Genomic DNA, 20,625 nt, shown 5'->3' with positions numbered 1-20,625 from the left:
GCGCCCCCCCCCCGACTGCCCCGACCCCCCCCCCCGCCCCCCCCCCCCCCCGCCGGGGCGGCCGCCCCCCCCCCCCCCCCCCCCGCCCCCCCCGGCCCCCCCGGGGGCGCCCCCCCCGCCGCTGTGACGTCTGTCGTGGGGTCCGGCTTCAGGCCGCCGAAGCGTCCTCGGTCTCGTCGTCCTCGTCCATGAACAGGTGGCGCTCCATGTGCACGCGGGCGGCGGCCAGCGCCGGGGCGATCTCCCGGGTGCCGGTCGACACGCACAGCGTGTACGCCGTGTCCTGGAGCTGCTGCCGCACGCGCGGGTCGACGGACTTCGCCGTCTCGACCTCAGCGGTCAGCGTCTCGTAGCGTTCCACCAGGTTCCGAAGGACGGTCGGGTGGGCCATCAGCATCGTCGTACTCCTCGATGTCGGCGAAGTCGGGACGCGCCTGCCCGGCCCACGCTGTTCCATGCGTGAGAGCGGCGAAAAAAATTGCCTGCCGGGCCGCACCCTCTTCTTCGTCGCGTCTTTGCGCAGGCCCCGGATAGGGGTCGAGGGGTGCGAAGTAGTAGTCCCTTCACGGTACATGACACTCATGTCCACAACGGGGGCCGGTGAACGTGATGTTCGACTCGTCTTCGCCGCCGTGCCGTGGGAATGCCGCTCGCGCGGGCCCCGAGCGGCCGGTTGTCGAACACCGGGTGTCGACGTACCGACCTACCGACGAGTCGACCTGTCGCCACGACATGACGCGGTGACAGGTCGACAGCTGACTGCTTGTCGGACGCGGTGTCGTCCGGGCGGCCTTCTAGTCGATGCCGCGCAGGATGTGGGTCTCCGTCAGATCGTCCTCGTAACCGGCGAGGCGGATCGGCGCGCACCGGGACCAGGTGTCCAGGGGGCGTTCCTCGGCCAGGAGCGAGGCACCGTCGCCGCCTCGTTCGGCCGACTCATTGCGCTTCAGTTGATCAGGTGACACCGCGCACTCCTTTGCGTCGCGTGGACCGGCGACACCCGACGCGGCCGTCCGACCGCGCCCGGCGCCCGGTGGGATGGCTCTTCGGGCGGTACGGACGCGGTGGCGCCTTGGGCCCCCCACGCCCGGGGGCGAAGGGGAGGACCGGAGCGCGGCCGAGGTGGGCGACTCGTTCCGGGACGGGCCCCGGGGTTCGGTACATCCCCTGAGACCGGTTCGTCCCGCACAGCGTAAGCCTGCCCGTCCTCCGTCACCAGCCGGTTTCCGGCGCGCTACGCACAGTGGCGAAGTGCCGTGCGCGCGTGCGAAACCGGCCCTGGCCGCTGCCGTGCGGCGCATGGTTGCTACGGTTCCTCGTGCTCAACAGCGAAGAGGACCGAGACGAGGAGCCTGCGCCAACCGGGTCACGCGCGCCTGAAATATCCGGAAAGCCGGAGATGTCCGCGCCGTCGGCCAAGCCCCGCCGCCGGTTGCTGGCCGATGTGAGCCCGCTGCGCGAGCACCCGGACTTCCGCCGCCTGTGGTTCGGCAACACCGTGTCGTACATCGGCCAGCAGATGACCGCGATGGCCGTCTCGCTCCAGGTCTACGCGATCACCGGCTCCAGCTTCTACGTCGGCCTGGTCGGCCTCTTCTCGCTCGTCCCGCTGATCGTCTTCGGCCTGTACGGCGGCGCCGTCGCCGACGCGGTCGACCGGCGCAAGCTCGGCCTGATCACGGCCGCCGGCTCCACCGTCTGCTCCGGCGTGCTGGCCGCGGCGGCTTTCGGCCATCTCAGGTCCGTGGCACTGCTCTACGCCGTCGTCGCGCTCCAGGCGGTCTGCTTCGCGATGAACTCGCCCGCCCGCTCCTCGATGATCCCGCGCCTGCTGCCGCCCGAGCGGCTGCCCGCCGCCAACGCGCTGGCCTCGCTCGCGGGCGGGGTCGGCCAGATGGCAGGACCCATGCTCGGCGCCGTCCTCGTCGGCGCCTGGGGCTACCAGGCCGCGTACACCGTCGACGTCGCCGCCTTCAGCGCCTCCCTCTACGCGATGTGGCGGCTGCCCGCGATGCTCCCCGGCGAAGGGGACGGCGCGGCCCGCCGCCGCCCGTCGGTCATCGAGGGCCTGCGCTACCTCGCCGCCCGGCCCAACCTGCGCACCACCTTCGTCTCCGACCTCGCCGCCATGGTGCTCGCCCAGCCCCGCGTGCTGTTCCCCGCCGTCGCCGGGCTCTGGTTCGGCGGCGACACCCGCACCGTCGGCCTGCTCGCCGCCGCCCCCGCCGTCGGCGCGCTCCTCGGCAGCGTCTTCTCCGGCTGGCTCGGCCGGGTCCACCGCCAGGGCTTCGCCGTGCTGCTCGCCGTCGGCTCCTGGGGCGCGGCCGTCGCCGTCTTCGGCCTCACCCGCAACCTCTGGCTGGGCCTGCTCTTCCTGGCCTTCGCGGGCTGCGCCGACACCGTCTCGATGGTCTTCCGCAACACCATGCTGCAATCCGCCGCCCCCGACGACATGCGCGGGCGCCTCCAGGGCGTCTTCCTCGTCGTGGTGGTCGGCGGCCCCCGCCTCGGCGACTTCCTCGCGGGTTCCGTCTCCGACCTGTTCACGCCCACCGTCGCCGTCGTCGGCGGCGGCCTGGCGTGCATCTCGGCCATCGCGCTGATCGGCCTCTTCCAGCGCGGCTTCGTCGCCTACGACGCCCGCCGCCCGGTGGCCTAGGAGCGCTTTCAGGGGCGCGGCCGCTCCTCGGCGAGCGCCGACACGGCGGCGGCCAGACCGGCCTGCGACGGGTCGTACGCGACGGCGGCGGCCGTCAGCCGCAGGACGTCGGCGAGGGCGCCGTCGGTGAGGTGGTCGGGCGCGCCGACGCGCGCGAAGCCGCGGGTGAGCAGGCCGCGGGCGACATCGGGACGGCCGCGGCGCAGCATCTTGACGGTGGCCACGGCGTTGGCCAGGGCGCTGGCGGCCGGGGACCAGGCGGTGGCGGGCGCCGCGGGCACGGTGGCCGACCCGGCCGGCTCCGCGCGGACGGACAGGTCCAGGCGCCAGAAGAGCGGAAGACCGCGGAAGGCGGCGAAGAGCAGCCGCTCGCCCATGGCGGCGGCCGACTCCGGGTCGACGCGGAGCGAGGCCAGCGGCCGGACGCGGCCCAACGCCACGGCGGCGGTGTCGACGCAGTGGGCGAAGCGGTCGCCCGGCACGGTCCATTCGAGGTCGATGTCGCTGTAGGCGTCGGCGGTGCCCGAGGCCAGCGAGCCGCGCAGCCGGGTCCGGGAGCCGGGGCAGTACGCCGCCAGCGCGTCCAGCAGCTCGCGCGCCAGGGCCGCGCGTACGGCCGGGTCGAGGGCCGTCATCCGCTGCGCTCGGGCAGCGCGTCGACGTACACCCACGCACCGTCCTCGCGGCCGAAGCGGCTGTTCTCGTACTGGTCACCCGGTTGGCCGTCGGCCAGGAAGCGGGCGCGGAATTCGACGGTGCCCTCGGTGTGGAAGGCGGTGCCGCCGGTCGAACCGAGGATGTCGAGGCCGGTCCACCGCACGTCCCCGTCGAAGCGCAGGCCCGGCGGCCGGGTGCCGGAGTGCCACGTACGCAGCAGATAGGCGGCGTCGCGTACGGCGAAGGCGGCGTACCGCGACCGCATGAGCTGCTCCGCGGTCGTGGCGGCGGACCGTCCCTGGTGGAGGGCGCCGCAGCAGTCGTCGTACGCGGCGGGCCGTCCGCACGGGCAGGGAGCCGTAGGGGAGAGCCGGGTGGCCGCCGGGCGGCGGTTCTGACGTCGGGGCATCCTCTGATTGTGGCGGACGCCGCCATTCGCGGGAGTCGTGGGTTTTGCCCGCCCCGCAGCGGAAAAGTGCTGACCGTGGCGCAAATCGGGTGCGCGCGCCACCATCCTCCTCCGAAAGGAATCCCCGTGAGTACGGCGCAAGACGAGTCAGCCCAGGTAGCGGTCACCTTCGACGGTTGCGCGAAGGAGGACGCGCAGACCGTTCTCGACGCTCTGAACACCAGCTTCGCCTCGGACCGCGAGCCCGACGACATCCCGCAGGACTCCGCGGACGGGCGGCCGATGGTCTGGAGTGCCACCTTCGACGTGTCCCGCACCCTCGGGGTGCCGGGACCCGCGCGGCTCGGCGAGCCGCTGACGGTCACGGCCCAGGGCGGCTACCGCGCGGTGGACCGGCTGCGGGAGAGCCTGGCCGAGGCGTTCACCGTCCGGGTGGTCGGCACCGCGGCGGGCGACCAGGAGCAGGAGGCGCGCTTCCGGCTGGAGAACCACGGCGCCGCGTGACCGCGTGACCGCGTGACCGCGTGACCGACTGCCCGGGACGGGGCGCCGCCTGACCGGGAGGGCGCGCGCCGCCCGGCGGTCCGCGGCAGGTCCGGCCGTACGCCGTCCGTCCGCGTCACGTCCCGCCGTCCGTCCGCGTCACGTCCCGCCGTGCGCCGCCCGTACCGCCTCCAGCGTGTCGGCCTCGGCCGCCGTCTTGTCCTCGCGGTAGCGCACGACGCGGGCGAAGCGCAGGGTGACGCCCGCCGGGTAGCGGGTCGAGGTCTGGAGGCCGTCGTAGGCGATCTCGACGACCAGTTCGGGGCGCACGGTGACCACGTATCCGTCGGTGGGGCCGACCGCCAGGGCGAGCAGCCGCTCGGTCTGCCAGTCGAGCAGCGCGTCCGTCAGGCCCTTGAAGGTCTTGCCGAGCATGGCGAAGCCGTCGCCGTCGCGCGCGCCCAGATGGAGGTTGGAGAGCTTTCCCGTGCGGCGGCCGTGGCCCCACTCGACGGCCAGCACCACCAGGTCGAGGGTGTGCACCGGCTTGACCTTGATCCAGGACGCGCCGCGCCGACCGGCCGCGTAGCCGCTGTCGGCGGCCTTGACCATCACGCCCTCGTGCCCGCGGTCCAGCGTGGCCCGCCAGAAGTCCTCGGCGGCCCGCAGCTCCGCCTCGTCCGCCGCGTCCGACACGACGGTCCGCCGGACCCGCAGCTCCTCGGGGAGGAGCCCGGCCAGCACCGCGTGCCGCTCGTCGTAGCCGCGGTCGAGCAGGTCCTCGGTGGCGTCCCGGTCGCCGACGGCGAGCACGTCGAAGAAGACCGCCGTCAGCGGCAGGGCGCGGGCCGCCGCCGACACGTCGACGCGGGAGCCGACACGGCCCGCGGTCTCCTGGAATGGCCGGGGCCGCCCGTCCGGGCCGAGCGCCAGCACCTCGCCGTCCAGGACCAAACGGTCCGCGCCCAGCGCGCGGACGGCCGCGACGACCTCCGGCAGGCGCTCGGTGATGTCGTCCAGCGTGCGGGTGAAGATCCGGACCGACTCGCCGTCGCGGTGCACCTGGACACGGATGCCGTCGATCTTCTCCTCGATCGCGCAGGGCCCCGCCTTGGCGACCGCCTCGGCGACCGATTTGGCGGAGGACGCCAGCATCGGCAGCAGCGGCCGGCCGACCGCGAGGGCGAATTCGGTGAGCGCGTCGGGGCCCCGCGCCAGCAGGGCCCGCGCGACCGGTTCGAGGGCGCCCGCGAGCATCACCGCGCGGCGTACGTCGGCGGGCGGCGCGCCGGTCGCGGCGGCCAGGCCCTCCGCCGCCGCGGCGTCCAGCGCGCCCTGCCTGACCTCGCCGGTGAGCAGCCCGACCAGGAACTCCTGCTCCCGCTCGGTCGCCGCGCCCAGCAGGCCCTGGAGCAGGTCCCGCCGCCGGCCCTGCGACCCGGCGCCCGCGACCGCGCCGACGGCCGTCAGCGCCTCGTCCACCGCCCGTACGGTCAGCGTCGGCTCCGCGGCGGGCTCGGCGCGGTCCCGCAGAGCCGCCCAGCCGACGCCGAGCCGCCCCTGCGGCAGGCGTCCGGCCAGATACGCGATGGCGACCGGCACGTCCTCGGGCTCCATGGCGCGGAAGAACTCGGCCAGCAGCGCCGTCTTGCGGGTCCGCGCTGATGTGTGCGCGACCTCGTACGAGACACGGGCGACCTCGGCGAACAGCATGTTCTCCATCCTGCGGCGAACCGGGCGGGAACGCCCGGCGTGTGCCGGACGTATGCCCGACGCATGCCCGACGTGTGCCCGGCAGACATCCGGCACACGCGTTCGGCACACGTTCGGCACACGGCACACAATAGAACAGGCGTGCGACAGTCGAGGTAGGCTCGGGGCATGAGCCACCCGTCCCCTCAGCAGGCGTCCATCTTCGGCGGCGGCGCTCCGGGCCTCGGTGACCTGGAGGGAGCCCGCCGCACCCACCTCGGACAGGGCGCCTGGATCGACACGCTCCCCGGATGGCTGAGCGGCGCCGACGACCTCTACGCGGAACTGGCCGCGGAGGTCCCCTGGCGCGAGGAGCGGCGCCGGATGTACGACAACGTGGTGGCCGTACCCCGCCTCCTCGCCCACTACCGCGAGGGCGACCCGCTGCCCGCCGACGTGCTCACCGACGCCCGCGCGGGGCTCAGCGCGCACTACGCGGCCGAACTGGGCGAGCCCTTCGTCAGCGCCGGACTGTGCTTCTACCGCGACGGCCGGGACAGCGTGGCCTGGCACGGCGACCGCTTCGGGCGCGGCGGCACCCACGACACGATGGTCGCCATCGTGTCCCTGGGGGAGCCGCGCCCGCTGCTGCTCAGGCCGCGCGGCGGCAGGGGCGCCGGGAGCACCGTCCGGCAGCCGCTGGGCCACGGCGACCTGATCGTGATGGGCGGCTCCTGTCAGCGGAGCTGGGATCACGCGGTGCCGAAGACGCGGGGAGCGGTGGGCGGGCGGATCAGCGTCCAGTTCCGGCCACGCGGAGTGGCGTAGGACCGGTGCGGAGTTGGTGCGGGACCGGCGCGGAGCGGTGCGGGACCGGTCGGTTCTCCGGGGGAGCGGCCCCCGCTGCGGGCGCGGACGGCGGCCAGGCGGCTCCCGGCGTTGATGATCGTCGGGCGAGGAGCATACTGGCGGTGACAGCACTGTTGTCCGAAACCGCTGTCAAGGGGTGTCCGAAAAAACCGCAGGTGTCCGAAGGGGGCATTCAGGGTGGACATCGCGGTCGGCCGGCGTCAGGGGGCGCCGAGGCCGACGCGAGAGGCGTGGGAAACGCCACCGGGACGCTGCCGTGCGATGTCGCGAACGGTGGCGCCGTGATCAGTCCTGCCCGGAACTTCTCCCATCCCGCTCTGTTCTACCGCGGCGCGCGCGAGTATCTGGAGGGCACCGTCCCCTTCGTACGGGACGGCCTCGCCGCGGGCGAACCGGTCGCCGTCGCGGCCCCGCCCGTCGGACTCGACCTGCTGCGTACCGCCCTCGGGGCCGACGCGGGCGCCGTGCGCTTCATCGACATGACCACGGTCGGGCGCAACCCCGGGCGCATCATTCCGGCCGTGCTCCGCGCCTTCTGCGACGCGCAGCCGCCGGGTCCGGTCCGGATCATCGGCGAGCCGATCTGGCCGGGGCGCACCGCGCTGGAGTACCCGGCCTGCGTCCAGCACGAGGCGCTGATCAACACCGCCTTCGCCGGGCGGCAGGTGACGATCCTGTGTCCGTACGACGCGGCCGGGCTCGCCCCCGACGTCCTGGACGACGCGCACGCCACCCATCCGGTGGTGATCGAGGCGGGCCGCGAGCGGCCCAGCGACCGCTACGCGCCGGACCACGCCGTCGCCTCCGGCAACACCCCGCTGCCCGAGCCGCGGGACGCCGCGTCCTTCGCCTTCGACGACCAACGCCTGCGCGACGCGCGGCGCTTCGCCGTCCGGCTGGCGGGCGGCTTCGGCCTGACCGGCACCCGGCTGGACGACCTGGCCCTCGCGGTCTCCGAACTCATCACCAACAGCGTTCTGCACGGCGGCGGTTCCGGCACGATCCGGCTGTGGACCGAGAACGACCAGGTGGTCTGCGAGGTCCGCGACGGCGGCAGGCTCAGCGACCCGATGGCGGGCCGCCGCCTGCCTCCGAACGGCCGTCCGGGCGGTCGCGGTCTGCTGATGGTCAATCACATCGCGGACCTCGTCCGCGTCCACGCCGCCCCCGACGGCACGGCGATCCGCTGCTACCTCGGCGGCGCTCCCGTCCCGGCCGGAGCCGCGGACTGACCGACCCCGAACCGCCCCGCCCCGCCGACGTCGCGTGAGCGGGGCCTTTCGCTGTGCGCGCACGGTGTGGTCTCGCGGTACGCGGACGGCGGGGACCCTCTGCCAGGCGGACCCCTTGACGGCGGGGACCCTCCGCCACGCCGAGCCCCTTGACGCCGGGGGAGGGGCCTGGCTACATGAACGCGGTGACATGGGAGCGCTCCCATCGTGCCCTGCGCTGCCGAGCCGTCACCCATCCCCCCACGAACTGGTGAAGGGACTTACCAGTGACACGTCATCCCGCCCGTCCTCGCTCCGGGCCGCTCGCACGGCCCTGGCTGCCCCGTCCGCCCCGTCCGCTCCGTCGGAACCGGCCCCATCCGCTCCGGCGGCTCCACCGGCTGCGCCCGGCGGTCGCGGTGCTCGCCGCCGTCGCGGCGCTGCTGCTGCCGCTGACCACCGCGACGACCGCGCACGCCGACCCCGTCTCGACCTGCGCGCCGCAGGGCACCCTCCCGGTGGCCGGCGGCGAGTACACGCTCCAGGCCAACGAGTGGAACTCCACCGCCCAGCAGTGCGTCACGTACTCCAGCGGCACCGCGTGGTCGCTGGCGACGGCCGACTTCAACCTGCCGACGAACGGCGCGCCCGCCACGTATCCCTCGCTCTTCAAGGGCTGCCACTGGGGCGACTGCACGCCGAACAGCGGTATGCCGATCCAGATCAGCAAGCTGGGCAGCGCGGTCTCCTCGTGGAGCACGGTGCAACCGGCGTCCGGCGCCTACGACGTCGCGTACGACCTGTGGATCAACTCGACGCCGACCACGGCCGGTCAGCCTGACGGCACCGAGATCATGATCTGGCTCAACAGCCGCGGCGGGGTGCAGCCGTTCGGCGGGAAGAGCGGCACGTCGGCCGCCGCGGGGCACAACTGGGACGTGTGGACCGGCCGTCAGACCTCGTGGAAGATCATCTCCTACGTGTTGCAGGGCGGCGGGACCTCGGTCTCGAACCTCGACGTCAAGGCGCTGATCGACGACGCGGTCGGCCGCGGTTCGGCCGACCCGGCGCACTACCTCATCGACGCAGAGGCCGGTTTCGAGGTCTGGCAGGGCGGCCAGGGTCTGGCCACCACCGGCTTCTCCTTCAGCGCGAGCGCGGCGGGCTCCGGCGGCACCGGCTCCGACACCCAGGCGCCGACCGCGCCCGGCGGCCTCGGCGTCACCGGGACCACGGCGACCTCGGTCTCCCTGGGCTGGTCGGCGGCGACCGACAACGTCGGGGTGACGGCGTACGACGTCTACCGCGGCGGCGCGTTGGTGGGGACGACCGCCGGCCGGTCGTACACCGACTCGGGGCTGACCGCCGCGACGGCGTACACGTACACCGTCAAGGCCCGCGACGCGGCGGGCAACACCTCCGCCGCCTCGGCGCCGGTCACCGCGACCACCTCCAGCGGGTCCAACGGCGGTGGCGGCAGCGGCTGTTCCGCCAGCTACACGGTGAGCAACGACTGGGGGAGCGGCTTCACCGCCGATGTGACGGTGGCCAACAGCGGTACGTCGGCGACGCGTTCGTGGACGGTGTCGTGGACCTACCCCGGCAGCCAGCGCGTCACCAACTCCTGGAACGCCACCGTCGCCCAGTCGGGCGCGGCGGTGACCGCGGCGAGTCTCGCCTACAACGGCGCCCTCGCGCCGTCCGCCGAGACCCACTTCGGCTTCCAGGGCACGTACAGCGGCGGGAACGCCGTTCCCGTGCTGACCTGCAAGGCGACCTGACGCACCGTCCGGTCGCGCCTCGCGGCGGCCCGGCGAGCGGGGAGACCCGCTCGCCGGGCCGCCGTGCGTAGCGGACACATTGCGCCGCCGCACGGCTGATTCTTGGTGTGGACATGACTAAATCCTGGGACTAGGGTGCGACTTGGTCTAGACCTGGATCGGTGTGGTCTTGTGCCGCACGGGCAGGTCCGGGCCGCGTACGACCGTAGACATCCGCGGAACTCCCCCACGTTCTCAAGGAGTACGCCATGCGCAAGAAGATCAGTGCGGCCGTGATCGGGCTCGGCGTCGCCGGTTCGTTCGTGCTCGCCACCGGAAGCGCCAGCAGTCACGGCTACATCAGCACCCCGCCCAGCCGCCAGGCGCTGTGCGCCGCCGGGACCGTCACGAACTGCGGCGACATCCAGTACGAGCCGCAGAGCGTCGAGGGCCCCAAGGGCTTCCCGGCCGGCGGTCCCGCCGACGGCAAGATCTGCAGCGGCGCCAACAGCCGCTTCGCCCAGCTCGACGACCCGCGCAACGGCGGCTGGCCCGCCACGCACGTGACGGGCGGTCAGAGCTACACCTTCACCTGGAAGTTGACCGCACGGCACTCGACGACCGACTTCTCGTACTACCTGACCAAGGCCGGGTACGACCCGAAGAAGCCGCTCACCCGGGCGATGCTCAACACCACGCCCTTCCTGAAGATCCCCTACAACGGCTCCCAGCCGCCCGCCACCGTCGTCCACCAGGGCACGATCCCCAGCGGGCTGAGCGGCAAGCAGCTCATCGTCGGCGTCTGGACCATCGCGGACACCGCGAACGCCTTCTACTCCTGCGCCGACGTGCAGTTCTGACGCACCGTCCTGGGCCGCCGCCGTCCTGCTCCGCTGACGGTGCGTCACCGTAACGCCTGGCGTGGGCAGCCGCGCCCGCGCCGCCGCGTAGGGCAGTGTCGAAGCCGGAACCGGGCCGTTCGGACGCCCGGACGGCGCGCGACACGACGACGGAGGCGGCAGCGGGATGCGGACACGACGGGGACGGCGACTGACGCGGGGCCTCGGCCCGAGGCGGGCGCGCGGCGGAGTGCTCGCCGTGGCGGCCCTCACGGCTGCGGCGGCGCTCGCCGGAACGGGAGCGGGCGCGGCGACGGCGACGGCGGCGCCCGGCGACGGGGTACGGGACTCGGCCTTCGCCCCGGTGCCGGACGCTTCCGCTGCCGCGCCCGCGCCCGGCGGCCCCGACCTGCCGGGGTGGCGCAGCCGCCGCGCGGCCGGGCCCGAGCGGGACGAGGAACTGCGCGCCGTGGCGGCCCGCGACTCGCTCGACGCGTGGTCGGTCGGCTACCGCGAGGACCCGTCGGGCGTGAACGTCCCCGTCGCCGAGCGCTTCGACGGCGCCCGGTGGAACGCCACCGGCCCGCTCGCCCACCGGCCGTCCGGCGGCGCGGCGGCGAACGGCAAGCTCGACGCCGTACTGCCGCTGTCCGCCCGTGACGTCTGGGCCGTCGGCTCCTGGAACGACGCCGCGGCGTTCCAGGACCGCTCGCTGGCCGAGCACTTCGACGGCCGCCGCTGGCAGGAGGTCCCGCTGCCCGCGGAGGCCGCCGACCGGTCGGCGTACCCGTCGGCGCTGGCGGGCACCGGCCCGGACGACCTCTGGACGGTCGGCGTCACCGCGCAGGACCGGATCGGCGCGCCGCGCCCGCTGGCGTACCACTGGAACGGGCGCGCCTGGTCGTCGGTCGCCACCCCGGAGCCTGGCGGCGACGCGCTGCTGTCGGGTGCGGCGGCCGACGGCGACGGTCGTGTCTGGGCCGTCGGTGTCGTCTACGACGCGCGGGGCGAGGGCCGCCCGCTCGTCGAGCGCTGGGACGGCGCGGCCTGGCGGATCGTGCCGACGCCGCACACCGCCGGCCGCGGCGAGTCGCTGGAGAGCGTCGCCGTGCTCGGCCCCGACGACGTGTGGGCGGTCGGCGGGAGCAGCACGCCGGACGGCACGAACTCCCCGCTGACCCTGCACTGGGACGGGCGTACGTGGACGGAGGTCGCGGGGCCCGCCGTCCACGCGGACCTGCACGGCGTCACCGCGTACGGCGAGCACGGCCTGATCGCCGTCGGCGAGCAACAGGGCGTGGCCACACCGGCGTTCACCATGCGCTGGGACGGCGCGGCCTGGCACGCCGAGCCCGCGGCGACTGACGCGGCGGGCCAGGGTGCCTCGCTCTTCGGCGTGGCCGCCGTGCCGCACCCGCTGCCCGGCACACCCACCGCGTGGGCGGTCGGCTCGACGCTTTCCCAGTTCCAGCCGACCTGGCGGCCGATCGTCCAGGGCTACGGCGGGGTGCCGGTGCGCTGAGCGGCAGGGGCCGCCTCCGGCGCGAGACGGCCCCCCTTGCTGGCCGGCTCCTCAGGTACGGCCCGTGGTCCAGGCGCCGGTTGATCGAGGCCCGGGTGTGACCGAGGCCCGGGTGTGACCGAGGCCCGGGTGTGACCGAGGCCCGGGTGTGATCGAGGTCCGAGGTGGTCGAGGCCCGGGTGTGTTCGAAGCCCGAGCTCGGGCTGGTCGAGGTTCGAGGCGATCGAGGCACGGGTTAATCGAGTGGTCCGGCGGGCGGCCTGCGGCGATGATGCCGGGATGGAACGTGACTTCGACGCGCTGGTGGCGGAGGCCGACTCGGTGTCGGTCGACGGGTGGGACTTCTCCTGGCTGGACGGGCGGGCCACCGAGCAGCGGCCGTCGTGGGGGTATCAGCGGCGGATGGGCGAGCGTCTCGGCCGGGCGTCGGCCGCGCTCGACATCCAGACCGGCGGCGGCGAAGTGCTCGCCGGGGTGCCCGCGCTGCCGCCGCTGATGGCCGCGACCGAGTCGTGGCCGCCGAATGTGGCCAAGGCGACCGCTCTGCTGCACCCGCGCGGCGCGGTCGTCGTCGCGGACACGGACGAGCCCCCGCTGCCCTTCGCCGACGAGGCGTTCGACCTGGTGACCAGCCGCCACCCCGTGACGGTGTGGTGGGACGAGATCGCGCGCGTCCTGCGCCCCGGCGGCACGTACTTCTCCCAGCAGGTCGGCCCGGCCAGCGCGTTCGAACTCGTGGAGTTCTTCCTCGGAGAGCAGCCCGACGCGGTGCGCGGCGCGCGCCACCCCGACCTGGCGCGTGCGGGCGCCGCCGCGGCCGGACTCGAGGTGGTCGACCTGCGCGCCGAGTCGCTGCGAATGGAATTCCACGACATCGGCGCGGTCGTCTACTACCTGCGCAAGGTCATCTGGATGGTCCCCGGCTTCACGGTCGCCGAGCACCGCGACACCCTGCGCGCCCTGCACGAACACATCACGTCCGAGGGGTCGTTCACGGCCACGGTGACCCGCTTCCTCATCGAGGCGCGGAAGGCGGCCTGACGCCGGGACCGCCCCCCGCGACGCCCGTCGCGGTTACGCGCGGGGCCGGTCGGTGTGGAAGGTGCCGAACGCCCCGTCGTGGTGGACCAGCGGCGAGTCCGCGCCGGGACCGCCCGCGTCCTCCACATGGCCGACCACGAGGAAGTGGTCGCCGACATCGTGGACGTGCACGGTACGGGCGGTCAGCCAGGCCGGCACCCCGGACAGCAGCGGCAGCCCGCCCGTGTCCGGTGTCCAGGCCACCCCGGCGAACCGGTCCACGCCACTGCGCGCGAAGCCCCGCGCCAGGTCCTCCTGGTCGGACCCGAGCAGATGCACGGCGAAACGGTCGGCCGACCTGACGGCGCCCGCCGTGGACGCCGTGGTGGACAAGTAGAAGGACACCAGGGCCGGTTCGAGGGACGCCGAGGTGAAGGACGTCGCGGTGAATCCCGCGGGACCCGGCACGGTCACGACGGTCACCGCCGTCGCCTGCCGCCGCAGCGTACGCCGCAGCAGATCGGCCGGACGTACCGCTCCGGCGGCGGAACGGGTGTGATCCACGGGTGAGTTGGTGGCAGCGGCGAGCGACGGGGTCGCGGTCATGACGGGCGGTCCTTCCGGGTCGGATGCCAGGGGAGTGGCCGGACCCCTTACGGGGCCCGGCGCATGGCGGGGCGTCAGGGCGCGGCGACCGGGGTCACCGTGAGGATCGGCGGGAGCGAGGGAGCGATACGCAGCCGCTCCAGCCACTGGACGACGAGGGCGGCGACACTGCGGTGCTGGATGTCGTTGAGCACGTCGTGCCTGCCGTCCGTCACCGTGGCCAGGGTCGCCGCGGGCAGCCGCGCGGCCAGGGAGTGGGCGACGGACGGCGCGGAGACCGGATCGGCCGCGCCGTGCAGCACGAGGGCCGGGAACGGGAGCCCGGCTGTGAGCGCCGCGTCGGCGGCCTCGGCCAGCGCGCCGGGGACGGGGGCGGCGAGGGCGCCGGCGACGAACAGCGGATCGGCGTCCAGCCGCCCCCGGTGCGTCGGGCACGCCGTGCGTACGGCCAGCTCGTCGTCCCACCCGGCCGCCGCGCCCGGTTCCGGCGCCCCGGCGAGCAGCAGCGCGTCCGGTGCGACGCCCGTACGCCCCGCGGCTGCCAGCGCGTGCAGGGCCCCGCTGTCGGAACCGGCCAGCACCAGCGGCCTGGCCGCGCCCGCCGCGATCGCTTCGACGGCGCCCGCGACCGGCTCGGGATCGCCGTCCTCGGGCACGTCGAGGACGTGGACGACATACGCGTCGGCCGCCAGCCGTCGGCCGAACCGCTCGTACACGCCCGGGTGTTCACCGCGCCCGGGGAGCAGGACGACGGTGCCGCGGTGCGCCAGGCCCGCGGCCGGGTACCAGTCCGCGACCGGCGCGGCCTCCTCCGCCGGGCTCGGGACTCGCGGGTGCACCGGGTCTCCGGTGGCCTCGGCGAGGCCGACCGGGGCGCTCATCGGGCACCGCTCACGGCGGCGACCGCGGGAGCGGAGCCGGACACGCCCGTCGCGTCCGCGTCGCGCCGGGCCACCTCGGCCCGGACCAGCGGCAGCAGATCACGGCCGTAGTCGATCACGTCGTCCAGCGGGTCGTAGCCGCGGATCAGCAGCGTGGTGACGCCGATGTCCACGTAGTCCAGCAGCGCCTGGGCGACGGTCTCCGGCGTGCCGACCAGGGCGGTCGAATTGCCCGCCGCCCCGGTCGCCTTGGCGGTGGGGGTCCACAACGCGCGGTCGTGCAGCTCACCCTTGGCCGCGGCGGCGAGCAGCCGCTGCGAGCCGGTGTTCTGCGGCTGGGCGTCCGGGCCGACCGGCAGGGTCGTGCGGCGGCTGCCGACGAACGAGCCCGCCGCGCCACGGGAGTTGATGGTGTCCAGGATGCGGTGCGCGCGGTCCCACGCCTCCTCCTCGGTACGGCCGAGGATCGGCCGGAAGGAGACGCTGATCCGCGGCGGCTCGGTGCGGCCCGCCGCCTCGGCCGCGGCCCGCACGGACGCGATCTGCTCCGCCGTCTCCGCCAGCGGTTCGCCCCACAGCGCGAAGACGTCGGCGTGCTTGCCGCCGACCCGGTAGGCCGCCTCGGACGAGCCGCCGAAGTACAGCGGGATGCGGGGCTCGGTGACCGGGCGCACCTCGGAGAGGTAGTCCTCATAGTGGTAGAAGCGGCCCTCGTGGCTGACCGGTTCCGTGCTGGTCCAGGCGGACTTGAGGATGTCGAGGTACTCGTCGGTCCGCGCGTAGCGGTCGTCCTTGCCGAGGTGGTCGCCGTCCCTGCGCTGCTCGGCGTCATGCCCGCCGGTGATGATGTGCACCGCGGTGCGCCCGCCGGAGAACTGGTCGAGAGTGGCGAAGGTCCTGGCCGCAAGGGTCGGGGCGACGAAGCCGGGGCGGTGCGCCACCAGCAGGCCCAACCGCTCGGTGTGCGCGGCGACATGGGCGGCGACCTGCGTACCGTCGGGGCTGCCGGAGCCGTAGCCGATCAGGACGCGGTCGAAGCCCGCCTCCTCGTGGGCGAGGGCGAACCGCCGCGTGTAGTCGGGGTCGACGACCGGCCCGGACGGAGGACGGACCTCGGAGACGTCGCGGGTGCCGATCATGCCGATGAACTCAACAGGCATGGCTGCTGGGGCCTTTCGTGAGAGGGAGCGGAAGAGAAAGCGAAAAGGGGGTCAGCGGGCGGACCCGCCGAGATCGAGGGCGGCGCGCCCGGTGCCGAGCAGCACCGAGTCGTCCTGCGGGGTGTGGACGCGGGAGCACAGCACGTCCCGCAGATGGCGTTGCAGCGGGTTGTCGTTGGTCAGGCCGTTGTTGCCGATCAGCGCGACGGCCTGCTCGACCGAACCGATCGCGGCCCGGGTGCCGAGCACCTTCGCGCCGCCCGCCTCCGCGGCGGCGAGCGGATCACCGCTGTCGACGGCCTCGGCCAGCGCCGCCACCAGCCTCTCCGCACCGGCCAGTTGGACCTCGATCTCGCCGACCGCGCTCTGGAAGCGCGGCAGCGTGGCCAGCGGAGCGCCGAGCGCGCTGGGCACGCGCTCGTGCAGGAAACCGGTCAGCCACCGCTGGGCGGCGCGCGCCACGCCGAGGTAGAGCGCGGTCAGGCCCAGCGAGTTCCAGGCACCGCCCACGACGTCCCGGCCGCCGTCCTGGCCGGGCTCCGCGAGCCCGGCGGTGCGGCCGAGCGGCACACGGACCGAGTCAAACAGCACGTCGTCGCTGCGGCTGGCGCGCAGCCCCAAGTGGTTCCAGGTGGGCCGCACTTCGATGCCCGGCGAGTCGGTGCGCACCAGGAACGAACCGGTCCGCACCGGCTCCTCGTCGGTGCGCGCCCACACCATCATCCAGCGCAGCGCCACCGCGCCGGTCGAGAAGATCTTGTGCCCGGTCAGCTCCCAGTGGTCCTCGCGCCGCCGCGCGGTGGCCGCCGGAAGCCCGCCGCGTACCGGACTGCCCAGATCGGGCTCCACCCGCAGGGCGTTCACCAGCGCCGGGCGTCGCGCGGACTCGGCCAGCAGCTCGCCGTAGGTGTCCTGCGGCCAGTGCGGGGCGCGGGCCTGCGCCGCGTGCGCGAACAGCGTCATCGACGTGACCAGCGCGACCGCCGGATCGCCGCCGCCGAGCGCCCGCAGGATGCGTACGGTGTCGGCGAGACCGGCCCCCGCGCCGCCGTGGCCGCGGTCGACGGTCGCGGTGAGCAGTCCGGCGGCGTGCACGGCGGCCACGCCCTCGTGCGGGAAGCTCGCGTCCCGGTCGTGCTCACCGGCCCGCGCGGCCAGCGCCGCCGCGACCTCGGGCAGCCGGTCGTAGTCGGGTGCGGGCAGGCCGGTGGCGGTGGCGTCCGCGGGCGCGGCGGAGCCGGTGCCGGACGAGGACGCGAGGTCGGTGGTCACGGTGTGGCCTTCCTGTGGTGGGGCCGTTCGAAGTGGGGATCGCCGGGCTCGGGTGGTCCGAGGCGGCCGTACGGGCCGGGCGCGTACGTGTCAGCGGTGGCCGGTCCCGCGGCGGCCGTCGAGGGTGTCGCGTGCGCCGTACGGCCCGCGCGCGGATCGTCGGCGAAGGCGGGCGGCCGGCGGACGGTCACCTCGGGCGGCGGCCCTCCGGCCCACAACTCGACCTCGACCAGCGCGTGTTGGCCGGTGCAGCCCTGGGAGAGCCGGGAGCTGGGGATGTCGGCGGTCAGCACGTTCGGATTGCCGTGCGCGCACAGCGGCGGCTCGTGACCGGGTACCGGGTCGAACCACGCGCCGGTCGGCAGCCGTACGACACCGGGCCGTACCCGGTCGGTGAGCACCGCGCCCGCCAGGCAGGCGCCCCGGTCGTTGAAGATCCGCACCAGATCGCCGTCGTGGACCGAACGGGCCGCCGCGTCCGCCGGATGGATCCGCAGCGCCTCGCGCCCGGCGACCTTGGCGTCCAGGCTCGCGGCCCCGGTGTCGAGCTGACTGTGCAGCCGGTTGGCGGGCTGGTTCGCGATCAGCAGCAGCGGCAGCCGGTCCGCGGCCGGGGCGCCCGGCCACTCGTCGGGTTCGAGCCAGGCCGGGTGGCCGGGGCAGTCGGGCAGCCCGAGGGCGGCCACCGTCGCGCTGGTCAGCTCGATCCGGCCGCTGGGGGTGGCCAGGGGCGCGCCCAGCGGGTCGGCCCTGAAGTCGGCGAAGAGCGTGCGCTCGGCGGGCTGCGGCGGCAGTTCCCACTCGCCCGCCGACCAGAAGTCCGCGAAGGCGGGCGGCTCGCCGCCCCCGGTCGCCGCCAACTCCTCGGCCCACCGGGTGTACAGGTGCTCCAGCCATCCCGCCGGGTCCCGTCCCTCGGTGAACCGCTCGCCGAATCCGAGGCGTTCGGCCAGACCGGCCAGGATCGCGTGGTCGTCGCGGGCCTCGCCGACCGGCTCGACCGCGCGGTGCATGGCGATCAGATGGGTGTCGCGCCGCCCGCCGCCGATGTCCTCACGCTCCAGGGACGTGGTGGCGGGGAACACCAGATCGGCGTGGCGGGCGGTCGCCGTCCAGTGCGTCTCGTGCACCAGCACGGTGTCCGGCCGCCCGAAGGCGCGCCGCAGCCTGCCCAGGTCCTGATGGTGGTGGAAGGGGTTGCCGCCGGCCCAGTGCACCAGCCGGATGTCCGGGTAGCGGCGGCGTGTGCCGTCGTAGTCGTACTCCTCGCCGGGACGCAGCAGCAGGTCCGCGATCCGGGCGCAGGGGATGAACTCCGCGACGGGATTGGGCCCTTGGGGCAGATACGGCAGCCGGACCTGCGGACCGGTGTCGCCCACGTCGCCCATCGAGCCGTAGCCGTGGCCGAATCCGCCGCCCGGAAGTCCGATCTGGCCAAGCAGCGCGGCCAGCGCGAGCGCCGCCCACACCGGCTGCTCGCCGTGCTGGATGCGCTGCAACGACCAGGTGACGGTGACCAGGGTGCGCTGCCGCGCGGCGCTGCGGGCCAGGTCGCGGATTCGGTCGGCCGGGATGCCGGTGAGCGCCGCGGCCCACCGCGCGTCCTTCACCGTGCCGTCGTCGGCGCCGCGCAGATAGCGCAGGAAGGTGTCGGCCCCGGCGCAGTACCGGTCGACGAACTCCCGGTCGTACAGCCCCTCGTCGACCAGGGTGTGGGCGAGCGCCAGCATCAGCGCGGTGTCGGTCGCCGGGCGGATCGGATACCAGTCGGCGTCCAGGCCGTCCGGCAGGTCGTCGCGCAGCGGGCTGACCAGCGCGACCCGGGCACCGGCCGCGGCCAGCGCCGACAGATGGCCGGGCGTGCCGTGCCGGGTCACCCCGCCGGGGGTGACATGCACGTTCTTCGCGGGGATTCCGCCGAAGGCGATGATCAGTTCGGTGTGCCCGGTGATCGTCGGCCAGGTGGACGAGGACCGCAGCACCGACTCCGCGTCGCCGACCAGATACGGCAGCAGCACCAGCGAGGTGCCCAGGCTGTACGAGTTGCGCGAGCCCGTGTAGCCGCCGAACTGCGCCAGGAACCGGTGGAGTTGGCTCTGCGCGTGGTGGAAGCGCCCCGCGCTCGCCCAGCCGTACGAGCCGCCGAACACCGCTGTGTTGCCGAACTCGTCGCGGACCCGCGCCAGTTCGGCGGCGGCCAGGCCAAGCGCCTCGTCCCAGCCGAGTTCCACGAAGGGCTCGTCGCCGCGCCCGGAGGTGGGACCGGGGCCGTGCTCCAGCCAGCCGCGCCGGGCGGCGGGCCGCCGGATCCGGGTGGCGTGCCGGAGCGAGCCCGGCACACCGCGCAGCAGCGGTGACGGCGAGGGGTCGGCGGGGTGCGGGACGGCGGTGACCGTGCCGTCCGCGTTCCGCCGTACCCCGAACGCCCCCCAGTGGGAGGTCGTCGGGGTGACCGCCCCGGCCCTCCTCCCCACCGAGGGCGCGCTCCCGGTCCCGGCGGTCATACGGCAGCCGCTCCGGTCAGCGCGGCGCCGTCGGTCTGCTCGCGGACCAGCCGCACCAGGGAACCGTAGTCGCGGGCGTCCTCCAGCGGGCTGAAGCCGCGGATCAGGAGGGTGGACACGCCCAGGCCCACGTAGTCCAGCAGCGACTCGGCGACCTGCTCGTAACTGCCCACCAGCGCGGTGGAGTTGCCCGCGGCCCCGGTGACCTTGGCGACCGCCGTCCACAGCCGCTTGTCGTGCACGTCGCCCTTGGCGGCGTATTCGAGCAGCCTGCGCGAGCCCTCCTGCGCGGTGTGGTCGAGGTTGAACGCCTTGCGCACCTCGCCCGCCTTCTCCTTCGTCAGCCGCAGGACGTCCTCGGCGCGGCGCCACGCCTCGGCCTCCGTGGCGGCCGGTATCGGGCGCAGGCTGACGCTGAACCGCGGGTCGCGGCCGTACGGCGACGCCGCCGCGCGGACCTGCCGGATGCGCTCGGCGATCCCCGCGAGCGGCTCGCCCCAGAAGGCGTACACATCCGCGTGCTTGCCGCCGACCCGCACCGCGTCACCGGACGCGCCGCCGAAGTACACCGGGATCGGATCGGCCGGGCGGACCGACGAGTAGCCGCCGCGCACGGTGTAGAACTCGCCCTCGTAGTCGAAGGGTTCGGCCGACTCCCACTCCTTGCGCACCACGTCGAGGAACTCGTCGGTGCGCCGGTAGCGGGTCGGCTTGTCGCTGAGGTCGCCGTCCCGCGCCTGGTCGGCGTCGTCGCCTCCGGTGATGACGTGCAGCGCGACCCGGCCAGGGTGGAAGGCGTCGAGCGTGGCGTACTTGCGGGCCGTGAGCGTCGGGGCGACGAAACCGGGACGGTGGGCGAGCAGCACACCGAGCCGGGTCGTACGGCTCAGGATCTGGTCGGCGACGGTGAAGCCGTCGGGGCTCGCGGAGGAGTGCGCGACCAGCACACGGTCGAAGCCGGACTCCTCGTGCGCCAGGGCCAGTTCGGTCAGGTAGCCGGGGTCGACGACAGGCCCGGACGCGGCGCCGGTCTCACTGAACTGCTGGGTGCTGGCGATGCCGATGAATTCGATGGGCACG

General features: G+C 74.5%; 19 protein-coding genes. 8 read left to right on the top strand and 11 right to left on the bottom strand.

The features are described from left to right. Nucleotides 1-148: 148 nt before the first annotated feature. Both ACIQCJ_RS20210 and ACIQCJ_RS20205 read right to left on the bottom strand, forming a co-directional pair. On the bottom strand, nucleotides 149-397 hold the full coding sequence (locus ACIQCJ_RS20210; RefSeq protein ID WP_355350278.1) for a DUF5133 domain-containing protein: 249 nt from the start codon (nucleotides 395-397) through the stop codon (nucleotides 149-151). A gap of 397 nt (nucleotides 398-794) precedes the next feature. Further along, a complete protein-coding gene (locus ACIQCJ_RS20205) occupies nucleotides 795-965 on the bottom strand; it encodes a hypothetical protein (protein ID WP_355350281.1) in 171 nt (56 codons plus the stop codon). A gap of 434 nt (nucleotides 966-1,399) precedes the next feature. On the opposite strand from ACIQCJ_RS20205, the gene ACIQCJ_RS20200 reads away from it, so the two are divergent. Beyond that, complete coding sequence (locus ACIQCJ_RS20200; RefSeq protein ID WP_402712098.1) at nucleotides 1,400-2,659, top strand: MFS transporter; 1,260 nt, start codon at nucleotides 1,400-1,402, stop codon at nucleotides 2,657-2,659. Nucleotides 2,660-2,667: 8 nt separating this feature from the next. Here the strand turns inward: ACIQCJ_RS20200 and ACIQCJ_RS20195 are convergent, their stop codons facing one another. Together ACIQCJ_RS20195 and ACIQCJ_RS20190 are read right to left on the bottom strand one after the other, a co-directional pair. Next, the gene (locus ACIQCJ_RS20195; RefSeq protein ID WP_402712097.1) at nucleotides 2,668-3,330 is read right to left on the bottom strand and encodes a hypothetical protein; all 663 of its coding nucleotides are present in this window, start codon (nucleotides 3,328-3,330) and stop codon (nucleotides 2,668-2,670) included. Beyond that, nucleotides 3,291-3,725 carry a YchJ family metal-binding protein gene (locus ACIQCJ_RS20190; RefSeq protein ID WP_355350289.1) on the bottom strand — a complete coding sequence of 145 codons (435 nt, stop codon included), beginning with the start codon at nucleotides 3,723-3,725 and terminating at the stop codon, nucleotides 3,291-3,293. The genes ACIQCJ_RS20195 and ACIQCJ_RS20190 overlap by 40 nt, the downstream gene beginning before the upstream one ends. 126 nt (nucleotides 3,726-3,851) lie before the next feature. Here ACIQCJ_RS20190 and ACIQCJ_RS20185 point away from each other — a divergent pair, with 126 nt between their 5' ends. Next, nucleotides 3,852-4,229: a hypothetical protein gene (locus ACIQCJ_RS20185; RefSeq protein WP_402712096.1), complete on the top strand. Its 378-nt coding sequence runs from the start codon at nucleotides 3,852-3,854 to the stop codon at nucleotides 4,227-4,229. Between the two features lie 138 nt (nucleotides 4,230-4,367). On the opposite strand, the gene ACIQCJ_RS20180 is transcribed toward ACIQCJ_RS20185, so the two are convergent. Then, complete coding sequence (locus tag ACIQCJ_RS20180; protein ID WP_391052304.1) at nucleotides 4,368-5,921, bottom strand: ATP-dependent DNA ligase; 1,554 nt, start codon at nucleotides 5,919-5,921, stop codon at nucleotides 4,368-4,370. Between the two features lie 168 nt (nucleotides 5,922-6,089). On the opposite strand from ACIQCJ_RS20180, the gene ACIQCJ_RS20175 reads away from it, so the two are divergent. The 6 genes from ACIQCJ_RS20175 (at nucleotide 6,090) to ACIQCJ_RS20150 (ending at nucleotide 13,143) form a co-directional block, all read left to right on the top strand. Next, the gene (locus ACIQCJ_RS20175; protein ID WP_402712095.1) at nucleotides 6,090-6,728 is read left to right on the top strand and encodes an alpha-ketoglutarate-dependent dioxygenase AlkB; all 639 of its coding nucleotides are present in this window, start codon (nucleotides 6,090-6,092) and stop codon (nucleotides 6,726-6,728) included. A 323-nt stretch (nucleotides 6,729-7,051) separates the two neighbouring features. Then, nucleotides 7,052-8,002 carry an anti-sigma factor RsbA family regulatory protein gene (locus ACIQCJ_RS20170; RefSeq protein WP_402712094.1) on the top strand — a complete coding sequence of 317 codons (951 nt, stop codon included), beginning with the start codon at nucleotides 7,052-7,054 and terminating at the stop codon, nucleotides 8,000-8,002. 398 nt (nucleotides 8,003-8,400) lie between these two features. Next, nucleotides 8,401-9,762, top strand: coding sequence for a cellulose binding domain-containing protein (locus ACIQCJ_RS20165; RefSeq protein ID WP_402712093.1), 1,362 nt, complete (start codon nucleotides 8,401-8,403; stop codon nucleotides 9,760-9,762). Between the two features lie 248 nt (nucleotides 9,763-10,010). Continuing rightward, nucleotides 10,011-10,601, top strand: coding sequence for a lytic polysaccharide monooxygenase (locus ACIQCJ_RS20160; RefSeq protein WP_355350307.1), 591 nt, complete (start codon nucleotides 10,011-10,013; stop codon nucleotides 10,599-10,601). A 238-nt stretch (nucleotides 10,602-10,839) separates the two neighbouring features. Beyond that, nucleotides 10,840-12,102: a hypothetical protein gene (locus ACIQCJ_RS20155; RefSeq protein ID WP_402712092.1), complete on the top strand. Its 1,263-nt coding sequence runs from the start codon at nucleotides 10,840-10,842 to the stop codon at nucleotides 12,100-12,102. Between the two features lie 279 nt (nucleotides 12,103-12,381). Then, nucleotides 12,382-13,143, top strand: coding sequence for a class I SAM-dependent methyltransferase (locus tag ACIQCJ_RS20150; protein WP_401854251.1), 762 nt, complete (start codon nucleotides 12,382-12,384; stop codon nucleotides 13,141-13,143). Between the two features lie 33 nt (nucleotides 13,144-13,176). On the opposite strand, the gene ACIQCJ_RS20145 is transcribed toward ACIQCJ_RS20150, so the two are convergent. The 6 genes from ACIQCJ_RS20145 to ACIQCJ_RS20120 form a co-directional block, all read right to left on the bottom strand. Beyond that, nucleotides 13,177-13,728, bottom strand: coding sequence for a flavin reductase family protein (locus tag ACIQCJ_RS20145; RefSeq protein ID WP_402712091.1), 552 nt, complete (start codon nucleotides 13,726-13,728; stop codon nucleotides 13,177-13,179). A 74-nt stretch (nucleotides 13,729-13,802) separates the two neighbouring features. Next, a complete protein-coding gene (locus tag ACIQCJ_RS20140; protein ID WP_355345800.1) occupies nucleotides 13,803-14,609 on the bottom strand; it encodes a serine aminopeptidase domain-containing protein in 807 nt (268 codons plus the stop codon). Then, the gene (locus ACIQCJ_RS20135; protein ID WP_355345803.1) at nucleotides 14,606-15,769 is read right to left on the bottom strand and encodes an LLM class flavin-dependent oxidoreductase; all 1,164 of its coding nucleotides are present in this window, start codon (nucleotides 15,767-15,769) and stop codon (nucleotides 14,606-14,608) included. Before ACIQCJ_RS20135 ends, ACIQCJ_RS20140 begins: the two co-directional genes overlap by 4 nt. A gap of 51 nt (nucleotides 15,770-15,820) precedes the next feature. Next, nucleotides 15,821-17,041, bottom strand: coding sequence for an acyl-CoA dehydrogenase family protein (locus ACIQCJ_RS20130; protein ID WP_402712090.1), 1,221 nt, complete (start codon nucleotides 17,039-17,041; stop codon nucleotides 15,821-15,823). Further along, the gene (locus ACIQCJ_RS20125) at nucleotides 17,038-19,545 is read right to left on the bottom strand and encodes a molybdopterin-dependent oxidoreductase (protein ID WP_402712089.1); all 2,508 of its coding nucleotides are present in this window, start codon (nucleotides 19,543-19,545) and stop codon (nucleotides 17,038-17,040) included. Before ACIQCJ_RS20125 ends, ACIQCJ_RS20130 begins: the two co-directional genes overlap by 4 nt. Then, nucleotides 19,542-20,624, bottom strand: coding sequence for an LLM class flavin-dependent oxidoreductase (locus ACIQCJ_RS20120; protein ID WP_391052331.1), 1,083 nt, complete (start codon nucleotides 20,622-20,624; stop codon nucleotides 19,542-19,544). The genes ACIQCJ_RS20125 and ACIQCJ_RS20120 overlap by 4 nt, the downstream gene beginning before the upstream one ends. Nucleotide 20,625 lies beyond the last annotated feature (1 nt).

It is taken from the genome of Streptomyces sp. NPDC093221, from assembly GCF_044753885.1.
Lineage (GTDB): Bacteria > Actinomycetota > Actinomycetes > Streptomycetales > Streptomycetaceae > Actinacidiphila.
The sequence above is the reverse complement of the archived record's forward strand: the minus strand, read 5'-3'. Positions and strand labels throughout refer to the sequence as shown.